Origin of the sequence: Methanoregula sp., assembly GCF_052325125.1 — an archaeon.
Lineage (GTDB): Archaea > Halobacteriota > Methanomicrobia > Methanomicrobiales > Methanospirillaceae > Methanoregula.
Genome location: NZ_JBKQWO010000046.1, coordinates 1 through 21,554, shown reverse-complemented (window position 1 = coordinate 21,554; position 21,554 = coordinate 1). Strand labels below are relative to the sequence as shown.

The 21,554-nt window shown below is 53.9% G+C and carries 17 protein-coding genes; 4 read left to right on the top strand and 13 right to left on the bottom strand.

What is annotated here, in order from left to right:
* Positions 1 to 65 precede the first annotated feature (65 nt).
* Genes ACLQMU_RS10210 through ACLQMU_RS10195 form a run of 4 tightly spaced genes read right to left on the bottom strand, consistent with a single transcriptional unit; the run spans position 66 to position 6,391 of the window.
* Positions 66 to 2,969 (bottom strand): methyl-accepting chemotaxis protein, encoded by a 2,904-nt coding sequence (locus ACLQMU_RS10210; RefSeq protein ID WP_424039680.1) that lies wholly within the window; start codon positions 2,967 to 2,969, stop codon positions 66 to 68.
* A gap of 36 nt (positions 2,970 to 3,005) precedes the next feature.
* Positions 3,006 to 3,518, bottom strand: coding sequence for a chemotaxis protein CheW (locus ACLQMU_RS10205; protein ID WP_422148603.1), 513 nt, complete (start codon positions 3,516 to 3,518; stop codon positions 3,006 to 3,008).
* Between the two features lie 3 nt (positions 3,519 to 3,521).
* Positions 3,522 to 5,513, bottom strand: coding sequence for a methyl-accepting chemotaxis protein (locus ACLQMU_RS10200; protein ID WP_422148602.1), 1,992 nt, complete (start codon positions 5,511 to 5,513; stop codon positions 3,522 to 3,524).
* Positions 5,504 to 6,391 carry a ParA family protein gene (locus ACLQMU_RS10195; protein ID WP_422148627.1) on the bottom strand — a complete coding sequence of 296 codons (888 nt, stop codon included), beginning with the start codon at positions 6,389 to 6,391 and terminating at the stop codon, positions 5,504 to 5,506. Before ACLQMU_RS10195 ends, ACLQMU_RS10200 begins: the two co-directional genes overlap by 10 nt.
* A 689-nt stretch (positions 6,392 to 7,080) precedes the next feature.
* Between ACLQMU_RS10195 and ACLQMU_RS10190 the strand changes: the two genes are divergently transcribed.
* Together ACLQMU_RS10190 and ade are read left to right on the top strand one after the other, a co-directional pair.
* The gene (locus ACLQMU_RS10190) at positions 7,081 to 7,431 is read left to right on the top strand and encodes a hypothetical protein (protein ID WP_424039678.1); all 351 of its coding nucleotides are present in this window, start codon (positions 7,081 to 7,083) and stop codon (positions 7,429 to 7,431) included.
* A gap of 5 nt (positions 7,432 to 7,436) precedes the next feature.
* A complete protein-coding gene (gene ade / locus ACLQMU_RS10185) occupies positions 7,437 to 9,125 on the top strand; it encodes an adenine deaminase (protein WP_422148600.1) in 1,689 nt (562 codons plus the stop codon).
* Positions 9,126 to 9,560: 435 nt separating this feature from the next.
* Here ade and sixA read toward each other — a convergent pair whose 3' ends face one another.
* From sixA to ACLQMU_RS10160, 5 genes are all read right to left on the bottom strand, one after another.
* Positions 9,561 to 10,055: a phosphohistidine phosphatase SixA gene (sixA, locus tag ACLQMU_RS10180; RefSeq protein ID WP_422148599.1), complete on the bottom strand. Its 495-nt coding sequence runs from the start codon at positions 10,053 to 10,055 to the stop codon at positions 9,561 to 9,563.
* A gap of 190 nt (positions 10,056 to 10,245) precedes the next feature.
* Positions 10,246 to 11,853 carry a PEP/pyruvate-binding domain-containing protein gene (locus ACLQMU_RS10175; protein ID WP_424039676.1) on the bottom strand — a complete coding sequence of 536 codons (1,608 nt, stop codon included), beginning with the start codon at positions 11,851 to 11,853 and terminating at the stop codon, positions 10,246 to 10,248.
* A 13-nt stretch (positions 11,854 to 11,866) separates the two neighbouring features.
* Entirely contained in the window at positions 11,867 to 13,813 is a 1,947-nt protein-coding gene (locus ACLQMU_RS10170) for a DUF47 domain-containing protein (RefSeq protein WP_424039674.1), read from the bottom strand.
* Positions 13,814 to 14,058: 245 nt separating this feature from the next.
* Positions 14,059 to 14,541 carry a YkgJ family cysteine cluster protein gene (locus ACLQMU_RS10165; RefSeq protein WP_422148596.1) on the bottom strand — a complete coding sequence of 161 codons (483 nt, stop codon included), beginning with the start codon at positions 14,539 to 14,541 and terminating at the stop codon, positions 14,059 to 14,061.
* 402 nt (positions 14,542 to 14,943) lie between these two features.
* On the bottom strand, positions 14,944 to 15,834 hold the full coding sequence (locus tag ACLQMU_RS10160) for a sulfurtransferase (RefSeq protein WP_422148595.1): 891 nt from the start codon (positions 15,832 to 15,834) through the stop codon (positions 14,944 to 14,946).
* Between the two features lie 1,598 nt (positions 15,835 to 17,432).
* On the opposite strand from ACLQMU_RS10160, the gene ACLQMU_RS10155 reads away from it, so the two are divergent.
* A complete protein-coding gene (locus ACLQMU_RS10155; RefSeq protein WP_424039672.1) occupies positions 17,433 to 17,813 on the top strand; it encodes a response regulator in 381 nt (126 codons plus the stop codon).
* A 107-nt stretch (positions 17,814 to 17,920) separates the two neighbouring features.
* On the opposite strand, the gene ACLQMU_RS10150 is transcribed toward ACLQMU_RS10155, so the two are convergent.
* Positions 17,921 to 18,115: a hypothetical protein gene (locus tag ACLQMU_RS10150; protein WP_422148593.1), complete on the bottom strand. Its 195-nt coding sequence runs from the start codon at positions 18,113 to 18,115 to the stop codon at positions 17,921 to 17,923.
* Here ACLQMU_RS10150 and ACLQMU_RS10145 point away from each other — a divergent pair.
* Positions 18,114 to 19,037, top strand: a complete 924-nt coding sequence (locus ACLQMU_RS10145; protein WP_422148592.1) for a DUF475 domain-containing protein — start codon at positions 18,114 to 18,116, stop codon at positions 19,035 to 19,037. The genes ACLQMU_RS10150 and ACLQMU_RS10145 overlap by 2 nt on opposite strands.
* Positions 19,038 to 19,079: 42 nt before the next feature.
* On the opposite strand, the gene ACLQMU_RS10140 is transcribed toward ACLQMU_RS10145, so the two are convergent.
* The 3 genes from ACLQMU_RS10140 to ACLQMU_RS10130 all read right to left on the bottom strand — a co-directional run.
* Entirely contained in the window at positions 19,080 to 19,886 is an 807-nt protein-coding gene (locus ACLQMU_RS10140) for a 4Fe-4S binding protein (protein ID WP_424039670.1), read from the bottom strand.
* A 197-nt stretch (positions 19,887 to 20,083) separates the two neighbouring features.
* Complete coding sequence (locus ACLQMU_RS10135; protein WP_422149749.1) at positions 20,084 to 20,500, bottom strand: secondary thiamine-phosphate synthase enzyme YjbQ; 417 nt, start codon at positions 20,498 to 20,500, stop codon at positions 20,084 to 20,086.
* A gap of 283 nt (positions 20,501 to 20,783) precedes the next feature.
* The coding region (locus tag ACLQMU_RS10130; RefSeq protein WP_443673691.1) for a DNA gyrase C-terminal beta-propeller domain-containing protein at positions 20,784 to 21,554 on the bottom strand (771 nt) is incomplete at its 5' end.

Genomic DNA, 21,554 nt, shown 5'->3' with positions numbered 1-21,554 from the left:
GGTAAAAACACAGGGAATTACCCCGCACCTTCCCTGTCTGCACGTCCCTAAAGGCCACACCCTCATCAGGTATGGAACTCCTCCATCATCCCACGGCAGCGCTCTGCCATGGTGGATAGTTCTGCAGATGCGCTTGCGATCTCCTCGGTAGATGCACTTGTCTCCTCTGCGAGCGCTGCCATGTCTTCCATACGCTGCTGGTTATCCTCGGTGGTTGCCCTGACCGATTCGATTCCTGACATCAGGCCGGTTGTGGCCTGGGCCTGGCTTTCGGTCGCCCTGGTAATTTCGGTGACACCCTGGGATACCACATTTGCCTCAGCAATAATCAGGCTGAGCGATTCAACGGTCATGTTCACGCTCTCGATACCGCCCTTGATCTCTTCAAATGAGTTCTGGATGGATGAGGCAGTTACCTCACTCTTTGCCTGGATGGATTTTATAAGGGTCTCGATCTGGCTGCTGGCTTTCTTGGATTCCCCGGCAAGGTTTTTCACTTCTCCTGCGACTACGGCAAACCCGCGCCCGTGCTCACCTGCCCGCGCCGCTTCGATGGCAGCGTTTAAGGCCAGCAGGTTGGTCTGGTTTGCGATGTCGGTGATCAGGTTAACGATCTTCGAAATCTGACGCATCTGCTCGTTTAAGGCCGTGATTTCATCGACACTCTGCTGGGAGATCTTCTCAACGGCCTGCATCTTGTCGGTCGCCGTCTTGCCGACACCGGCAGCACGGATACCCTCCTGTGCCGCTTTCTCCGCATGCGTCATGACCTCGTGGGATGTGCTTGCGATCTCCTCGATCGAAGCCGAGATGTCGGATATGACCTCTGATATTTTCCCGACACCGGTAAGCTGGGTCTTTGCATTATCTGTTGCTTTCTGGGAGGAGATGGCCACCTGCTCGGTCGCCTTGGCGATCTCGCCGGTACTACGGATTGTATCCTGTATGGTCGTGTCCAGTTTCCGGATGGCCTCCATCAGTTCGACAATAACGGTCCGGATCGCCACGACCGAAGTGTTGTAATCTTTCTTAAGCCGTACAAGAGGATCCGCATCGTCGATACTGAGCTGGAATGTGAGGTCTCCGCCGGCGATCTTCGAAAGGCCGGTCTGGAGTTCTGCCGCACTCGCGGATAACAGCTCCGCGCTTGCCTTTGCCTCATCCATCATCGCCTGGATCTTCTTTTCCTGTTCGCGCCGTGCGGTTACATCCACGTAGACGCACAGGATAGTGGAGAGATTCTGCTGTGCATCCAGCATGGGGATACCGTATTGATCGAGAATGCGGACACCGGTCGGGAACTCGATAGTAATTTCCCCAAAACTCCGCTTTTTCTCGGCGAGAACTTTTTTGAGCCCTTCACCGGTCTGTGAAAGGATTTTAAACTCGCGGGCGTTCATGCCATGAAGTTTTTCCTTCGAAAGGCCGGTAAGGGCAAGATACGCCTCGTTTGCCATGATGATCTTGAAGGCAGGGTCCATGAGCATGATGGGGATCGGGTTCTGCATGACGATAGTATCGGAGCGCTTTTTTAAGGTTGCGGCCTCTTCCATCTTCTTTGCAAGGTTCTGCTGGCTGGCGCGCTGTTCGGTTACATCGTTATATACCAGGAGAATGTGCTCGATCTCGTTTTTATTATCGAGAAGCGGCATCACGTACTGTTCAAGGATATGGGTACCGCTGGGAAGATTCACCGTAACCTCGCCGAACGCCCGGCGCTTGTTCTGGATCGCGACCTTGGCACCTTCGCCTTTCTGTTCGACGATCTTTATGTCACGCAGGTTCATGCCCACAACCTGATCCTGCGCATATCCGCTCATCTGCGCATAGGCCGCGTTGGCCTGAACGACGGTAAAGGAGCGATCCGCCATCAGGATGGGAATCGGATTCTGCTGGACGATCGTCTCGGACATCCGCCGGGCTGCAAGGGTCTCGTCCATCTCCTTCTTCTCATCGGTGATGTCGTTGTAGACAACAAGGATACTCTCGATCGCGCCCTTCTGGCCGGGAATAGGAATGCCGTACTGCCGGAGCCGGCGGGCCCCTTTCGGGAACTCCACGACGACTTCCCCGGTGGAGCGTGTGCCGGTCTCAAGGACCTGTTTTAACCCCGCCCCGGTCTTTTCGAGTATCTTGAAATCCGCAAGCGACATGGTAAGCAGCCGGCTTTTTTCGATACCGCTGAGCGCGATGTACGCATCGTTTACCACACGGATTTTAAAGCCGGTGTCAACGAGCACGATCGGCATCGGGTTCTGCTGGACAATCGTCTCCGATCTGGCCTTGAGCCTTTCAATCTCCTCGTTCTTTTTGTGTCTGGTGGTAAGATCGTCATAGAGCAGGACAAGAGACGTGACCTCTCCGGCGCTGTCAAGCACCGGGAGGCAGTACTGTTCCAACGTATGCACGCCCGAGGGAAACGTCACGGTGAGTTCCCCGACGGCACGCCGCTTTTTGTCGAGAGCGACTTTGGCACCTTCCCCGGAACGCCCGGTGATGGCAAAATTATTATGGATATTGGTCTTGAGGATTTCACTTTCGGGGATCCCGCTCATCGCAAGAAACGCGGCATTGGCTTCAACAATGTCGAACGAAGGCGTGACAATGAGCATGGGCACCGGGTTGTTCTTCTCCATGAACTCGAGGCGTCGTTCGAGCACGTCTATTTTTTTCTCGTATTCATCTGTGCCTGCTGCCGGCGTTCCCGAAGGCGCCGGGACACCGGACGCCACTGCCTCCATCCGGGCAAGAGCGGTATTCACAGCGTCTACAAGAGTGGAGTACTCGCTCCCGAAATGCGATATTTCAAGAGGCTTTACCGCTTTTTTTGCAGCGGCGCCCTTGAGCGCAAGGGCAATCTCTTCATTCAACTGCCGCACATGCTGCGCGATCTCATCGGGAGAACTCCGTCCTGCCGGAGCCGGTGCTCCAACAAATAATGCTTTCCGTCCCGGTCGTTGTTCTGTCATTCGAATCCCTCGCTTTGTTCCTCGCTCCGGACCTCTTTATTCTGCCTCACGTACGCCACCCGCGCCCGGGTTGCCTTTTGACCAGTTGCCAAGATCCGCAAGCACTTTCTCCATGTCAAGCCAGATGATGAGATCTTTTCTCTTCTTCTCTGCATCATCTCCGGAAATCTTGATAATGCCTTTGACAAACTGGGAGAACTCCGACGAGATCCCGGTGCCGATGTTCTCAATATCCGTCTCGGGCACCTGGCGGACACTGGAGACATCATCGACAATAATCCCGATATTGTTTCCTTTTGCCGCCTCGGGTACAAGGACAATGATCTTCTGGTTCTCCCGCACTTCCTTCCCGGGAAGCCCGAGAAGCGTGTTGAGGTTCATGATGTTGGTGATCTCCCCCCTGAGGTTGATGACGCCGGAGATAAAGGGTGGTGCACGGGGAATGGGAGTGATCGGTATCATCTCCACGATCTCGCGGGCGAGGTTGATATCCAGTGCATACCGCTCCCCGCCAAGCTCAAATTCCACCACCTCAATTGTTGCAGCCATAGCTCACCTCACTCTGAACTTTTCTGTAGCGGCCTTTAATCGTTCTGCCATATGCGAGAGCTCCGCTGAAGCACTTGCGATTTCCTCAGTCGATGCGCTCGTCTCCTCGGCAAGCGCTGCCATGTCTTCCATGCGCTGCCGGGTTTCCCGGGAGAGAGTGTTGGTCTGGTCCATACCCTGCATCACCCGGTTTGTAGCTTCGGCCTGCGCCTCGGTTGCCTTCGTGATCTCGGTTACACCCTGGGCGACGACGTTTGCCTCGGCGATGATCCGGTTGAGCACATCGATAGTCTGGTTCACGCTTTCGATGCCGGTCTGGATCTCCTGGTAGGAATTCCTGATAGCCGCTGCGGTCTTGTCGCTGTTGTTCTGGATAGAGCTAATCAGGGCCTCGATATTGTTGGTGGCGCTCTTTGATTCTCCGGCAAGGCTGCGCACTTCGCCTGCGACAACGGCAAACCCGCGCCCGTGCTCTCCTGCCCGCGCCGCCTCGATCGCCGCGTTTAAGGCGAGCAGGTTGGTCTGGCTGGAGATGTCGGCGATCAGCTTGACAATATTTGAGATCTCTTTCATGCGCTCGTTTAATGCGGTAATCTCAGCGACACTCTCTCCCGAGATCTTCTCCACGGTCTTCATCTTTGCTGTCGCGATCTTGCCGAGGTCTGCGGCCTGGTTACCCTCGCTTGCCGCTTTCTGGGCATGGACCATGAGATCGTGAGTGGTGCTCGCGATCTCCTCGACAGATGCGGAGAGATCCGAAACTTCACTGCTGACTTTTTCGATCTCTGCAAGCTGTTTTTTCGCTCCTTCCGCAGATTCCTGTGTTGAGATCGCCACCTGCTCGGTGGATTTGGAGATTTCCTGCGTGCTCCTGCCAGTTTCGGCAGTGGTGAGATCAAGCTGGCGTGCTGCTGTGGAGATCTCCTCGATTACGGATTTTATCGAGAGTGTTGCCTTGTTGTAGTTTTTCTTTAAGATTACGAGCGGATCGTTTTCCACAATATCCGCGGTGAAGGTGAGGTCCCCCTCAGCCAAACGGGAAAGCCCGATCTCGAGCACACCGGCACTCTCGGAAAGTGCCTGCGCTTTCTTCTGGGAGTCCTCCATGAGAGTTTTAATTTCCTGCTCCTGACGGCGCCGTTCGGTGATATCGTTGTATACGACGAGCAGGCTCTCGACTGCACCGGTTTCATCGAGAAGCGGGATATAATACCAGTCCAGCGTGAGCGTACCTGAGGGGAACTCGATCACCGATTCGCCATGCCCGCGCTGCTTTGAGGTGATCGTCGCTTCGACACTGGCACCTTTATTCTTTTTATACCGGAAATCCTTCATCGAGAGACGTGCGACTTCGTCGCGGGAATACCCGGTCAGTTTCAGGAATGCGCCATTTGCGGATCGCAGGGCCAGGCTGGTATCGATGGTGAACAATGCATACGGGTTTTCCTCGATGATACGATCCGCCCGCAGTTTTACTTTTTCAGCTTCTGCTATTTTATCATGAAGGTCTGTCGTATCCACCCAGAAATAGAAGGCCCCGTCAACCTCACCGGCCGTATCCAGCATCGGCATCGCCTGCAGGGTGAGATACTTCTGGGTGCCGTCAGGCCATTTCACCAGGCATGCACTCACCGCGAGTTTTTTTGTCTCAAAGCAGGCATAGATGTGCTCACCGGAGAGAACGGTGATATCAAAATCGTACAGCCGCTTCCGCATCAGCTCCTCGCGGGTTCCACGCCAGAGCGATTCGTATTTTTTGTTGATATTGACGATCGCACGGTCTTTTTTAAGGATGGCGATGGCAAGCGGGTTGTACTTGATCATCGTATCCGCACGGTGCTTTTTCTCGGCCGTATCTGCGGCCCTTGCAATGAGCCGGTTAACCTGCTGTACCAGCGGACGGATTTCAGTATCTGCACGACTCTCATCGAAGCGGACGGTCAGATCGCCGTCTGCAGCTTTTTTTATAATCTGTTCAATACCTGTTACGTCCATTTCATCACTTCTTCTGCAATTGTCTTATATACGCGCCCGGCGCTGCTCTCCGGAGCGACATGCGAGATCGGCATGCCCCTTTTCTGGGCTTCATAAATCTCAGGAGAATAGGGCACCGTATGTACTTCGGGAAACTTTTTCCCAATCTCGGCAAGCATACCTGCAAGGCGTTCATGCTCCTTTTCATGCTCTTCTTCTGCCTTCTTTTCTTCTGCGGTAGGGACATGCGGCGGGACAAGGAACGACCTGAGCCAGCTCACCAGATCGCTCTTCCTGTTTTCGTCCGGTACCGGGCATTCCATCTCCCCGCCCTCGCCCCAGCGCGAGATGATCGCCATATCCACGCGGAGCGCTTTTCCCAGATCCTGTTTCATATCCTCAAAAATAGTAAAGAGCGGCCCCACTCCGTTGAGGGCAAACGACCCGGAATCGAGCGTGATAATAATATGATCTGCGGCAAAAAGCCCGTTGATCACGAACTGCCCCATGCTCGGGGGCGTGTCGATGAGGATAAAATCGTACGTCTGCCGGAGGGGTAACAGCGCATCGCGCAGCACTTCCGCCCGCGAAGCAATCCCGTACAGATAGGGTTCTGCCCCGACAAGGTCCAGGCTCGCCGGGGCAAGATCGATCCCGGATTCCGTTGACATGACGATTTCGGCCATTTTTACCTGGGGAAAGCCATCCACCCGGCTCATGAATACGTCATACATGTTTTTCTGGGCTGATTCCGGGCTGATACCCAGGCCGGCCGTTGCGTTGGCCTGGGGATCGCAGTCAACGACCAGCACTTTTTTTCCCGCCAGAACGCAGAATCCGGCAATATTCAGGCAGGATGTGGTCTTACCGGTTCCGCCTTTATGGTGGGAGAATGTGATGGTTGTAATAATATCACCTTACTGAATTCTATGAAGTGTTCCTTTATTAGGTTTGCTTTTCCGTAAGCACGGATAAATTTCGGATTTATTGTTTTATCTTCTGCAATAAGGATTTTTTTTGCGTGTTTTCCAACAGGTACTGTACTGGTTGTCCCGGGCGCACGCTTCGGAGGGGAGGAGGGTGTGGTTTTGAATAAATGCAATAAAAATTCCGATCGGTTCAATATACAAAAAATCACCGATGACGCAGGAAGAATAGATGTGCCGTTGACTGCTATCCGGAAGGCTTTTCCTGATATACAAAAAATTTTCTTTTGAAATCCTGGAAGAGAATTGTACGAACGCTCTTTTAGGTCTCCGGCACACCTTCGCCCCCGCCGCGTGGGCATCCCCCGCTTCGCGATAGTGTTGTATTACCTGTACTCATATCCGCATCCCGACACAGGTACTACGGAAACATCGCATACGCCCCCGCCCCCCATGCGGGCAGGGCTGGCGTAAGGGGGGCGATTATTTCTCAAAACTGGATTTCTACAGAGCACAAAAAATTTTCTTTTGAACCAAAAACCAGATTCCCGTACCGGTAGACCGATTCCTGACCGAAAGGACAGTCCGGGTTATCCAGGACAAACAGGGAAACGGCATTTCAATGGTATAGGTTTTTATGGATGCAGTCTGACAACAGAAGTATGACCGGACGTTCATGCCTGCTTATTATTTTTTTGCTGGTCCTGCTCCTCGCAGCAGCAGGCTGTGCTACTCTTTCAGTCGGGAACGTCTCGTACAGCACCGGCAATCTTTCCGTTACGATCGCGGGTTCCGGAACTCCGGTCGATACCGGGGTCCAGGTACGGGTCTACGAACTGGATGAATTCGGGCAGCACGAACTTCTCACCACCGGGATCACCACCACACTTACCGGCACAGAGAACACTGTTGAGATTCCGTTGCACCTCGATCCGGGCAGGTACAAAATCTATGTGTACCTTACGACTGACGGACAGCGCGAGGCCGCCGTAATCCGCGATATTGCTGTGTGACGTCAATGACGCTGTCATATGCCGACCTGATCCCGGCAGCACGCGGCATGGAGCCGGCGGACGTTGTGTTCCGGAATGCAGAGATCTTCGATGCTTTTTCCTGTACATGGGAGAAGAGCGATCTCGCAATAAAATCCGGTATTATTATCGGTATCGGCCGCTCGTACCGTGGCATACGCGAGCGGGATCTTCGCGGGGCGCACCTGGTCCCGGGCCTGATCGACGCCCACGTCCATATCGAAAGTTCGCTGCTTGTCCCGCCGGAATATGCCCGGCTTGTCGCATCCCACGGGACAACAACCGTGATTGCCGATCCCCACGAGATTGCAAATGTCGCCGGTATAAGGGGGATCGAATACATGCTTGCCGGCCGTACCAACGCCCCGGTGGACATCCTGTACATGCTGCCATCCTGCGTCCCGGCAACTCCCTTGGACATTGGCGGTGCGTCACTCGATGCTGAAGCGCTTGCCGCATTTGCAGGGTGCGAAGGTATCATCGGTCTGGGCGAGATGATGAATGTCCCGGGGGTGCTCGCGGGAACCCCGGCAATCCTGCGAAAACTTGCGCTCTCGCATATCCGCGACGGCCATGCACCACTCCTTTCCGGGATGGACCTGAACGCGTATATCCTTGCCGGGCTCCAGAGCGACCACGAATGCACGACGCGGGCAGAGGCAGAAGAAAAACTCCGGCGCGGAATGTATATTTTTATCCGGGAGGGATCGACTGAGAAGAACATCGCGGCGCTCATCCCTATGGTCACACCGGAAAATGTGTCCCGGTGCAGTTTTTCGACCGACGACTGCCATGCCGATCTGCTCGCCCGGGAAGGACACATTGACCGGTGTATCCGGACTGCCGTGAATTGCGGGCTTGAACCGGAACTTGCGATCCGGATGGCGACACTTTCGGCCGCTGAACGTTTCGGGCTTTCTGATCGCGGGGCGCTCGCACCGGGCCGGCGGGCGGATCTCTGCATTATCGATGACCCCGTCTCGTTTACGGTTAAAGAGACGCTTCGTTGCGGAAAACCGGCGGCTGCCTATCCCGCCCCGGCTGCCACGGTTTCCTTTCCTTTAACGATCCGATGCACCACGCCAACCCGGGACCAGATCCGGCTGGACGGGAACGGCCCGGCGCGGGTCATCGGGCTTGTGCCCGGCCAGATCATCACCGACTCGCTTCACTTTACCCTGGACGCGGCCGCACTTCCCGACCGTGAACGGGACCTCCTCAAGGTCGTTGTCTGCAACCGGTACGGCAAACGCCGGATCGGTGCCGGGATCGTGCACGGCTTTGGGTTTAAAGGTGGTGCGATTGCTGCAAGCATCTCCCACGATGCACATAACATTATCGCTACCGGTGCGGAGGATGCAGAGATCCTTGCCGCCATCGATGCGGTGATCCGGGCGCAGGGAGGGATGGCGGCAGTAAACGGGCCGGAAGTGATCGTGCTCCCGCTGGATTGTGCGGGGCTCATGTCCACGCTTCCCGCCCGCGAAGTTGTCGCACGACTGGATGCCCTGCGGGAAGCGACCGGAAAAATGGGGGGCATCGCAGAACCGTTCATGTACCTTTCGTTTTTGGCACTCACCGTGATCCCGGCGCTGCGGATCACGGATCGCGGGCTCTTTGACGGTGTTGCGTTCCGCGACGTGCCGGTGTTTGGGGATGAGGAGAATTCTGACTGATGAAGGGTAATGGGATCATCAGCCCGGACCGCACGGGAAGATGCTTAAACCTGTCCCATTTCACATTACCCCCATGACCCCCAATCCGGGCTCAATTTGAGCCCGGATTACCCCGGGCCCCACCCAAAAGAAGCCCGTATCGGGCTCCGTTTAAGAAAGTCCTCAAATTGGGCTTCTTTTTGGAAACGGACGAATTAAAACGGACTCGATAACGGCCCTTTTTCGGCCGATCGCAGGTCAAATTGACAATTGCACGATCCGGAAAAAAGAGGCCGCCAGAACGCGAATACGGGGCTGTAAAAGGCATTATATGGGGCTCAATTTGGGGTCATTTTGACGAATAGAGGATTATTTGGCCCCTGAATTTCTGAAGAGGGAATCGGACGGTTTTGCGGGCGTTTTTCGGAGGCCTTACAGATAGGACAACGATCCTATCTAGTCCATCCCCATCATCTGTTTCGGGGTGAGCAGCCACTGGAGATCTCCGGACGGCCGTTTGTTAAAGGAATAATTCCGGATTTTTGCAAGACCACCTTTGGCAAGAACAAGAGATGCAGAATCCCCACCGCTAATGATCCGGCCGATCAGCATGGATAATGCCGGCTCGTGCCCGATGATAAGGACTGCAGCATCACCGCCGTACTGTGCAGCGTGATAGCAAATCGTATCCGGATCGCCACCGGGCGAAAGTTCTTCCCAGATTTCGAGCCGGTCTTTCTCGCCAAGCGATCGGGCAACAATTTCCGCAGTCTGACAGGCACGAGTCAGCGGGCTCGTGGCAATGACATCGAACCGGATTTTTTTCGACCGCATCCACCGTGCCACTCTTCGTATCTCGTTTTTGCCCCCGGCCGTAAGCGCCCGGGTACTATCATCGGGACCCTCATAAGACTGTCCCGCCTTGCCGTGCCGGAGAACGAAAAGATCCATAGAGAACCACACCCTTCCATAATGTCAATATCTGTTCTTCATATTAATTCTCTTATTGAAAATCCCTCTCAGCGTATCAAACCAAATACTCGATCCGGTTGCGTTTGGTCTGAAAATTTCAAAACGGTAAAATGCCGATCAACGATCCTGGCTATAACAGCACCTCGCAGGGTATCACTGGCACCCGGACTTATTGGTCAAATGTCAGTTTATCAGAACTCCACTGGCGCAGGTGTTCGATAAGTTCCGTGGGATTCTCCACCACCACGGGGACGATCCCTGCATATATCTTCCCGCTCCGGCCATCGAGAGTGATGTAATCACCCTCAAAAAGTTCGCGACCAGGGAATATGCATGCCCGCCGGGCAGGATCGATCTTCAGTTCCCCGCAGCTGACGATACATACCTTGCCCATCTGTCGTGCGACGACGGCTGCATGGGAGGTTCTCGCCCCTCTTACGGTGAGGATACCCCCTGAGGCCCCGATACCCTGGATATCATCCGGGGTTGCGGTTTCCCGGACCAGGATGACCGGTGAATTTTTGGCAAATTCAATTGCATGTTCCGTGGTGAGTGCTACTTTTCCGGATGCGACACCCATGGAGGCGGAAATCCCTGTGGCCAGCGGAAGTTCAGAGGTCATAACAGTCTGGACGGTAATGGCTCCCGTATCGATATCCCGGAGCCGGCCGAGTGCTTCGTCCTGCGTTATCTTTTTTTCTTGCACAAGATCAACGGCAATCTTCAGGGCAGCGAGAGGGGCCCTCTTCCCGGACCTGCCCTGGAGGATGAACAGTTTCCCCTCCTGGACCGTGAATTCGATATCCTGCATATCATGGTACAGGGATTCAAGCCTCTTTGCCGCATCAGACAGTTCACGCGCAGCAAGAGGGATCCGGGCGGCGAATTCCTCTTGCGATACGACACCCATGAGTCCTGATACGATATCTTCGCCCTGCGCACCGAACTTGAAATCGACCAGAAGTTCGTTTGCCCCGGTCCATGGGTTCCGGGAGAATGCAACACCCGCCCCGGAGAGAGAACCCAGGTTCCCAAAGACCATCGCCTGTACGGTCACGCCGGTGCCGCGTGCACCTGAAATGAGATTCATCTTCCTGAACATCTTCGCACGTGGATTGTTCCACGACTCGAGGATTGCAGTTGCCGCGAGTTCAAGCTGTGAAAAAACATCATCCGGCAATCGCTTCCCGTTGGTCCGCGGGTACAATTGTTCATACTGCTCGGCGATGGTTCTCAGGGCGGCAAAATCGAGACCCGCATCATCCGGTACCTGCTCATTTTTCATGGCACTGCGTTCAATTTTCCGGTATAACTCCGGATCATGGGAGAAGACCACGGTCCCGAAATTTTCAAGGAACCTCCGGTATGAGTCCCAGGCAAATTTCGGGTTCCCGGTCTGTGCGACCAGTCCCCGCAGCGTCTTCCGGTTGAGCCCGATATTGAGAATAGTCTCCATGGCCCCGGGCATACTCACCGGTGCACCGGATCGGGCCGAGACAAGGAGGGGCCTGCGGTCTGCGCCGTACCGTGACCCGGTGGAGCGTTCGATAAATGCAAGTCCCTGGCGGAGCAACTCAGGAACGTCATCGGGAAGAACCTGATCGTTCTGGAAATATTCCTCGCATATATCTACCGAGAGGGCAAATCCCGGCGGGACCGGAATGCCCAGGGCCGACATCCGTGTAAGCACCGATGCCTTATTCCCGAAATCATCCGATGCCGCCTCTGTCTTGATATCAGGTCCGAAAAATACAATCCGGGGTGGTTTATCTGGCATTTGCGAGTCCCTCCTAACGGTTCATGCTTTCAATCATGTTGTCCCGGACGTGGAAGGCGACTTTCAACAGGGTATTGGTGGCCTCCTCCAGTGTCCGTGCAATCTCCAGGTACAACTGGAACTCCTTAAAATCGGCACACTGCTCAAAGATCACCCTTTCCGTCCTTCTCAAGGATTCATCGCTGAGACGTTCGACAGAAAAGACCTCATCAACGGCAGTCAGCAGGTCTTTTAAGTCCTCGCGTTCGCTTGTGCGGTGGAATTCCTGGAAAGCGATCAGGATCTTCAGGTACCCCCGGCATCCCTTCAGGACCAGCTCCGAGAGGTTCCTTAGCTCAAAGAAAATATCTTTCGAGTCGCTGTGATCGGGTATCAGCGTAATAAAGAAACCGGACTCTTCGAGATAATCGGCAATGTCATCTGCGGTTGCGATAAGGTCAATAAAGAATTCAGGGTTCTGGATCCTCTGGGAGATATTCCTCATCCGGTTCACAAGATCGTCTGCTTTATGCTCCCATTCCTTGCTCCGGGATGCGTTGCGGGAGACTGCCGTGGAATCGTGCTGGTCTGAGGCGATCCATAATGATTCAAGAACGATTGACGCGATCTCGATGGTATATGAGGCATGTTCCTCGCAAAGGTCCATCATCCCTTCGTGCGCAGTCCGGAAATACCGGAGCAGCTCGGCGCGGATCTCGTTTGTGAGGAGGAAGCGGGACGTACCTGCCAGAAGCCCTTTCGATGCAGTCCTGATAACAAACTGGAGATATTCCATTGTCTGCTCCCTCCCGAGAATTTCATGCAGCGGCTCGCCATACCGCAGTGGGATACTCGATGCGAGTTCCAGCGCCTCGTAGATCAGCCGTTCACCCCCGAGCTCTAAAAAGGCCATATGCCCGGTCTCCTCATCTGCTGCGCGGGAGAGGATATCGATTGCATCTGCGTTTGGCACAAAATTACGCAGCTTTTTCCTTGCCCGGTTCCAGTCGATCAGAAAAACGATCCTTGAGCCGGCATGAGTAAGGAAATCCCGGGCATCCGTTTCATCGCGGGCAGCAAAGGTTCCGACAGAGAGATGGTATACCGGGGTCTCGAATTTTTTTTCGGGTGTACGGGAGATTGTATCGCTCCATTGTACCGGGAACGATGAAAAGAGGCTCTGGAAGAAATGGAGCCGCGGGAGGTGAATATCCGTATACGTAATGGTAATCGTCTGATCTTTCACTGTCACCACGAGCACGTGCGCATCGGTAAGACCGATATCGTTCTGGATGACCAGTTTGTCCCCGCTCCGGGTTGCGATTGTTGCAAGGCCCAAGTGACCGAATTTGAGGGGGGCCGTGCGGTTGATCCCGGCCATGAAGGCACGCACCATCCCGCGGTCGGGGTCGGTGAGGAGGTACCCGAGTGCACCATCGATATCCTCGTTTGCGAGCTGTGCCTGCAGGGCGTTGATGGCTTTGTGGAGGTCCATTACCAGCTGGTGGAGACTGTCGGTACCATCTCCCCGGTCCGCGATCGTGATGGCGTTGATGAGACTGCCGGGGACTGGTTCTTCCCCGGATGAGGCCAGGGAGGTGCGAAGACGGGCGAAACGGTCTTCAAACGTTTTTGCGCCGGCGGGATCCTGTGAGGCAAGGGGGGCGATCATCTCTTCTACGGCAGTTGATATCTCCTTAAAGACAGAGGCGGCGAGCGGGATTGCATACCCCGTTTGTCCGGCTCTCGTCGCCCCCCCGACAACCGTGTCGAAATCGGGATCGGTAATCCCGACTGACTCACGCTCTGCCCTGAGATTCGAATGGCTTTGGCCCGGGTTATCTGCATGGCTCCTTGCAGCCTGGAGGAGGGTAAAAAAATATTTGATCCTGTCGTTTGCCCTCAGCGCAGCATTGACGAGGGCAGGAAGGAGCAGTTCCTCTTCACCGAGCTCATGAAGGATCTCGCGTTTTTCAGTCATTGATTTACTCCATATACCAATAGATGTTTTTAGAACACAATACAGACCAGATGCCGGATCCGTATTCTTCATCGACTAAAAAGGTTTCCATGAAAAGCATCCGGTGATTTATACCGGTTTCCGGAACCGGGTCTTAACTGCTGATTCAACAGAGCGACATTTTTCACAAAAACCGGTACATATCATGCGGGAATTACGAAAAAAGCACGAGGAGGTCCCAGTCCAAAATAGTGGGAAGCACCCCCTCACTTCCTCACCACATATCCACTTTTCGTAAACACCCGGATCACCAACTCGTCCCACCGGTCGTCGTCCGGCTCCTTTACCGGGTCGATGCACTCTGCAAAAATCCGAAGCACCATCGGATCCTCCGAGCAGAGGTATCGCGAGAACATGATCCGGCCCACCCGCCGGCCCAAGCGGTTGACAATCAGCATCCGCCAGCAGCTGTAGTCCCGGCAGATATCGGGCCGGGTCAGGTGCACCGTGCAGAACGCTTTTTCCGAACCCGGCTGGTGACGGAAGAACGGGCAGGCCTCGGGGAGGCTGGTAAAGATGCTCTTATCGTCAAAGAGCGCGTGCTTTTCAGCATCCACGGTCACGACATTCGACTCGTTCGTGTACCGGTTGAAGACCACGAACTCGTAATTCCCCCGATCTTCAGTGATGCTGTGTACCAGCCCAAGATGGCTGCAGCACTCCCCGCATTGCTGGCAGTCAAAGACCATGCGTAACCGGCCCTTTTCGTACTCCGGAGTGTGCCGTCCGCCATTTTAATAGCACCGGTGCCGGCCAGCCCGTCCGTGCGGGAGACAAACGGGATTTCGGAAAAACCAAAAAGATGCGCAACGTGCACCAGCTACAGGGAAACGGTGCTGTTGTTTTTTGGCGTTTACGGTCGATATCCACTATTTTACCCCGGTTCCCATGTTCAAAACCAGATGCTGACCCGAACACAGCTCTAAAAAGGGAGATTTTTAAAATAAATTTGTTCTGACAAAATATGACGGTGTTCAAAGGGAAGCCGCTTTATTTCACGCGCGGGATAGAATATCTGTTATTGTACCATCATGCGATGGTATCGGGGGCAGTCCGGGTGAGCTGCCCCGATACTATCCCTTCGTAAAAAATCACCGGGGATTCTTTCCTGTCACCACAGGGTTGTCCTTATGGGCCACCCACTCCGTGAACGAACCCTCGAAGATTCGGACGTTGGGGTATCCGAGGTACCACCTGAAGAGAATAAATTCGTTTGTCGCTTCGCGACCGGTACCGCAGGAGCAGATGATGGTCTTTTCCGGAGTAACACCTGCTGCCGCGATCATTGCCTGGATCTGGTCATCCGGTTTTAAAAGTTTCCTGTTCTTGTCATCCATCAGGCTCTTCCACGGAAGATTTACCGCACCCGGGATATGCCCGGGTTTCAGCCATGGGCCCTGCCCCTCGTAAAACGCCGGTGGGCGGGCATCGAGAAGGATCACGCCAGGATCATCCTTGACCTTTTTGAATTCATCATACCCGATAAAGAAGTCCTTTTTCAGCTGGACCGGGAATGCGGACGGTCTTGTCATGCCATATTCGCGGGTCAGCGGCCTTTTTTCGTCTTTCCATTTCTCAAAACCGCCATCCAGGACGTACACCTTCCTGTGACCGTACCGGACGAGGGTATAGGCAACCATCGTCTGCTCCAGCCCGTCTCCGATAAACGTGCCACACGAACTGAGTGGACCGCTGCTCGAATAAACTACAATGGGTTTGTCAGGTTCGAGCCCGAGTGTGCCGAAAAGAATCCGGGCAGCTTCAGGAGGTATCCATCGCGTAGGGATACTCCCCTCATGAATGCGAAATAATCCCTCGTGCCAGTACACAGATCCGGGAATGTGGTCCTGGATGTACTCGTGGATGTTAGGCTGGCAATCGAGGATCATCAGATTTTTATCATTCAGATGGCCGGACAGCCAGTCGGTGGAGACCCACTGCACAGTCCCGTCACCTTTGGCATAAGGGTAGATTTTTTCCATGAATGTCACATCTCCTTCCCCCCATAGGGAGCATGAATAACTGCACTTCACGGTTTACAATATTTATATATTGTGGCAGAAGGTTCTGTCAGGTTGCCGGCAGGCAGCCTATTGCAGAAGTCTCTGTCAAAAATCGGTAGCTACAATTTGCTAAAAAATAAGGATTGGGCAGGTATTATCGGTTTGCTTTGCGGCATATCCGATTATCCCAAAAATTATCAGGTGATGAGTTAATTATTCTGGTTCAAGGGCCCTGATTGAGACCGAAAATTTAGTTCTGCCATCTTTTTTTCGGTTTTCGATGAATCGCAAAAATTCCTCTCTTTCCATTTATCTTTGTTTCATGTTTCAGTTATCTCACTAAAACTACCCCATTGTCTCCTTCATATCGACAATATGTTTTAAATGGCACCCATTTTTCTTCGATCCAAAACTTAGCAACGATCCTCCAGCTCAAAAATCATGGAATTTTTGGCTCCTGTTAATCCTCAAATCCGGGGCCCGTATAGTACTGCCTTTCCTGGAAATCAACCGCAAATACTACGATTGGGGGGGAAATGATTTTACCGGAGCCGATTTTAAAATAAGGTGAATACGGACAAGAAAAAATGATAAAACTCCAACGATACTTTGAAACTTTTTATCCGTCAATTCTTTTCCGGTTTTTTAGGTTAAACTTTGCCGCTTGATTTATCCGAAAAGATGAATAAAAGATGATGTCTCGTGGGCCAAGACACATGAATGCGTGAACAATTTTCTAAAGATATCTGATTTCCTGTTTTAACCCGTCTTTGACTGCTCGCAATCAAAAATCCAATAAATTGGCCAAATCCGGTTCTGGTATTAAAGGGATTATAACTTTGTTAAAAATTTTGAAGAGGTTGTAATATATCGTTTCCCTTTTTATTTCACTCATAACCGGTGAAGATTGTATCTTCTGGAATAATCCGGGAAACTTCACTACACAAAATCGGAATGTTTCCCACAGGATGAAACTGCATTAAAGACCGGCGGACAAACAGGAGGTAATGAGAAAAACCATGTCTCACAGAACTACCTTGCTCATCAACCCGTATACCGGAGAACTAAAGTGTAAAATCTGCGGAAACACCTTTTATTCTTCAGTGAAGCCGATCGTTGGTGAAATCTACTACAACACCGAGTTCAGCTGCCCGAACGGATGCAACGTTAATCCGGCCCTCACGCACGAGTTTAAATAGCGATATCCGCAAAGGGGGGAGCAGGGCAGCCATTATCTGCCCATTCCCTCTGTCCCACGACAGGCATCTGCCAAAGCCTGACATACCTGATCCTTTCCGGATGCGAGTAAGGCTGCTTGTTACAAAGGCCGGACGAAATGCACCAACCAGGGCATCCGTGACATGTTTCGGCATGGACGATTCATCAGCGGTTTGCCTGAAAAGAGATGATTGAATAACTCTCTTGGCAAGGGGAAAGGAGCGCGTGATTGTTGATTGAGATTGAGAAAAGCCCAATCCTTGCGGCATCCCGGCGTTGAACATCTGGATCAGTCCAATGGCCGGGCGGAATAGAGGTATTGTGTTTATCTTCCGTTTAAAAAACACCGGGGATTAAACGTGACCGGGGAAATAATTCAGATCGTAGAAGATGAGGGGCTGATCGCCCTCCATCTAACCGAAATACTGGAAAAGGCGGGATACCGGGTACTCGACCCGGCTTACTCCGGAGAGATGGCACTCCGGGTGCTCGAACTGTTCCCGATTCCCGGTCTCATCCTGATGGATATCGGACTTGGAGGATCACTCGACGGCATTGAGACTGCCCGGCAAATCCAGAAGCGTTTTACCGTCCCCCTGATCTTTATCACCGCCTATACCTCGGAAAACCTGCTTGTGCGAATGCTGGAAGTCGCACCAGAGGGGGTTATTACCAAACCATTCGTCGATACAGATCTCCTCGATCTTGTCGGAAAAGCCCTGAGTCACGCAGCAACGTAAACACGCCCGGGAAACGGCAACGGTGATCCTCCCGTATCAGCTCTTTTTCCTGAACCGCAGGGATCCATTGTGCGTCGATGACTGATATTTCGATTCTGGAGAAAAACTCAAAACCTCTTTCTCTTAATGTTCCTGAGAGTTATGGCAATTATTACCCCGTTTCCCTGCCGCATGATACCTCTCCCGGGGGATACAGGTCCTGAAAAGGGGTTACCATGAACCTGTATTGAGCCGGGATTTTCCCAAAGCGCCGGTTTTGCCAAGTTTAATACCGGTCCGGCACCAACATAATTCCGTTCCATGGATATCCTCTCCATCCTCCTGATCATTGCCGGGCTCTGCCTGTTCGAGACCATAACAAGCATTGACAATGCCATTATCAATGCCGAAGTCCTCTCGACGATGTCAGAGAAGGCCCGGCGCTGGTTCCTTGTCTGGGGCCTCCTGTTTGCCGTTTTTGCGATCCGGGGCGTGCTGCCGTGGCTGATAGTCTGGATATCTGCGCCATCCCTTGGACCGGTCGGGGCGCTCACCGCGACATTCTCAGGCGACCCGGTCGTTCTCGCAGCAATCAGTAAGTCCGCTCCTGTCCTTTTAATCGGAGGAGGCACATTTCTCGTCTTCCTCTTCTTCCACTGGCTTTTTCTGGAGAAGAAAGAGTTCGGGATCCGGGGCGAACGCTACATCTCGACAAAAGGCGTCTGGTTCTTTGCCGTGGTCTCGATCCTCCTTGCCGCCATCGTCTGGCTGGCTCTCGGGAAAAATCCGATGATGGCATTCGGGGCGGTAATAGGGTCGACTGCATTTTTCATCGTCCACGGTTTCCGGCAGAATGCCGAGGAACAGGAGAGAAAGATGCTCTCGGGCGAGCTTTCTGATGTGAGCAAGATATTCTATCTCGAGATCATCGACGCCACGTTCTCTGTCGACGGGGTACTGGGTGCCTTTGCCTTTACGATGGCAGTCCCGCTTATCATTATCGGCAACGGCATCGGGGCATTGATCGTCCGGGAGATCACGGTGAAGAACGTGGACTCGATCAGGAACTACCGGTTCTTAAAGAACGGTGCGATGTACTCGATCTTCTGCCTCGGCATCATCATGATCCTCGATAGTTTCGGCTTTGAGATCCCCGGTTTTGTCTCTCCCGTTATTACCTTCGGCGTCGTCGGGTACTTCCTGTACAAATCCATCCGGGCCGGACAACCGGCAGGTACCGCCTGAGGACGGGAGACACTGCCACCCTTTGCCGGGGATGCCAAACGTTCACTGCGATCCATAGGACCGGATATGATCGGAGGCGCGGCGGTACGGATCGGAGACTGGGCTTTTTTCATCGTACATCCTCATATCTTCCCGGCCGTACTGCTTCCGGTCTTTTCCGACCGGGCAGACCTTGATGCAGCACCCGCACGGGGAAAGAAACCGCCGGTGCAATTCCTCTGAACGCGTAGCGCAGGCAAGCTTGTCGGTAGATTCCTGCGGATAGCCCCCTTCAGGAATGGCGAGCACCGGGCAGACGCGGACGCACCGCCGGCACTGAGTGCAGAGAGGTTCCCCGAGAACCGGGTCTGAGGGGAGTTCGGCAGCAGTCAGGATCGAGGCAAACCTGACCCGTGGGCCGTATTGCGGGGAGAGAAGCATATTGTTGAGACCGAAGTTCCCGAGGCCGGCGCAGTACGCCGCATGCCGGTGCGAGAAGAACGCAACCGGGTTCTCCTTAAGAATACCGATAGACCCGTACCCGTCACGGGGCACCCAGACTGAAGGGTAGCCCTTCTCAGTAAGGAACGTGGCGATACGATAACCGCAGGAGTCCAGGAGGGCATTGACCGTCCGGTAAAGCTCATGGTACCAGATGGATGGTGCAGTATCTACGATCGGCAGGCTGACCGGAAACCCGATCACGATCACGGTTTTTGCCCCGGGAAAAAGGGATGCGGGCCGGAATGCCTCCGGCACCCACGGTTCAAAGGGGGGATCGTTCCAGCGATCTGCCGGGGCAAATCCCACGAGCGGGATATCCATGCCGTTGCATTTCCTGATGATCTGACGCCGGAGGATCGTGCTCATGGATCAACGGTTGCATGGATAAAGATAAGAGGGTTTGTCCGCACGCCGGAGATTATCGATCTCCGGCTCCCACAGTTCAGGAGTATGTTTGTTTTACCCTGAGCACCATCGTGAAGATCCGGGTAAGAGAGGTTTAACGCGAACAGTGAGGGGTCGTGCAGAAAACGCGATCTTCTGCCGGAGGGCGTATCAATGCACTATTCACCAGTCACGGTACAGATCACCGAGCGTTCCCGGCCCGCATTCGCATCCAGTTCGAGAAGGACGATCTGCTGCCATGTCCCGCAGCATAGTTCGCCACCCGCGACAGGGACCGTGAGGGACGGGCCTACGAGTGCCGCTTTGACATGCGAACGCCCGTTGCCGTCCCCCCATTTCGTATTGTGTGCATATTCGGCATCATCGGGCGCGAGCACCGAGAGCGCCCGCACGAGATCCGCGAGCGCCCCTGGCTCATACTCGATCGTGGTAAGCGCAGCGGTCGAATGCTGCACGAAGAGATGGACCTGTCCCTCCCGGACGGTACTCTCGCGGACCGCTGCCACTACCCGGGGTGTCAGGTCGATAATCTCTCCTTCGCGCCGGGTTGACAGGTGAATAATCTTCCGGAACATCGGCATCACAATTCCCCGTTTCCTCTTGTATGCAGATAGTTCTTTTGCGATCCTCCCCCTCAGCGGGTTCACACTGATAATTGATCTCCAATCGAAGATTGGGAGTTTGCAGGTTGCCATCGGCACTTCCATGGTCGCACCGGTTCCATTTTTTACAGGGGGTTAGGGCATGACTCATGGAAAACGGGAGACGCATCAATCGTCCAGTGAGCAGGCACTCACCCGGGTACGGATCCTTAAATGGGAAGTTTATCGGGCAATCCGGGAAGGAAAAAAAGAGAAGTTACGGTGCGGCCGGGACGTCAGGCTCGGGTTCAGAACCCACCCCGACGTCAGACTCCGGGTTCACAATCGCGACACCAACAACCTTATCGTTTTCGTCAAGGCGCATGATCTTGACCCCCTTGGCGCCACGGCCGGTGATCCGGATAGAGTTGACCGATGTCCGGATGACGACTCCCGATGCGGTCATGACAAAGATCTCATCGGTATCCGAGACCGCACGCGAGTGTATCACGACATCCCGTTCGACCTGCATGTTCTTGACACCCATCGTTGCCCTGCCATGACCGCGGAAGTCGTCGAACTCGGTTCTCTTGCCAAACCCGGCATCGGAGATGGTCAGGAGGTGGTCTTTCTCCACGAGCGTCAGCGCGACAATAGTATCGTTACCCCGCAGCCGCATGCCGATAACACCGGAGGCCCCACGCCCGACGACCCTCACGGATTCCTCGTGGAACCGGAGGCCGTACCCGAACCGGGTCGAAAGCACGACTTCTCTGGTGTTGTCGGTCGTGATAACATCGACAAGCTTGTCGTTGTCTTTCAGCCGGATCGCGTTGGTCCCGGTCGAACGAGGGTACGAGAACTCGTCCTGCGGGATCTTGATGACCTGACCGAGCTGGGTTGCAAACAACAGATAACGGTCCTTCCGGAACTCCCGGATCGGGATGACGGTCGTAACGACCTCGTCCTTTAAGTTGAGGAGGTTGACGATCGGCTTGCCCTTCGCGATGCGGGAGCTCTCGGGGATCTGGTAGACCTTGAGCCAGTA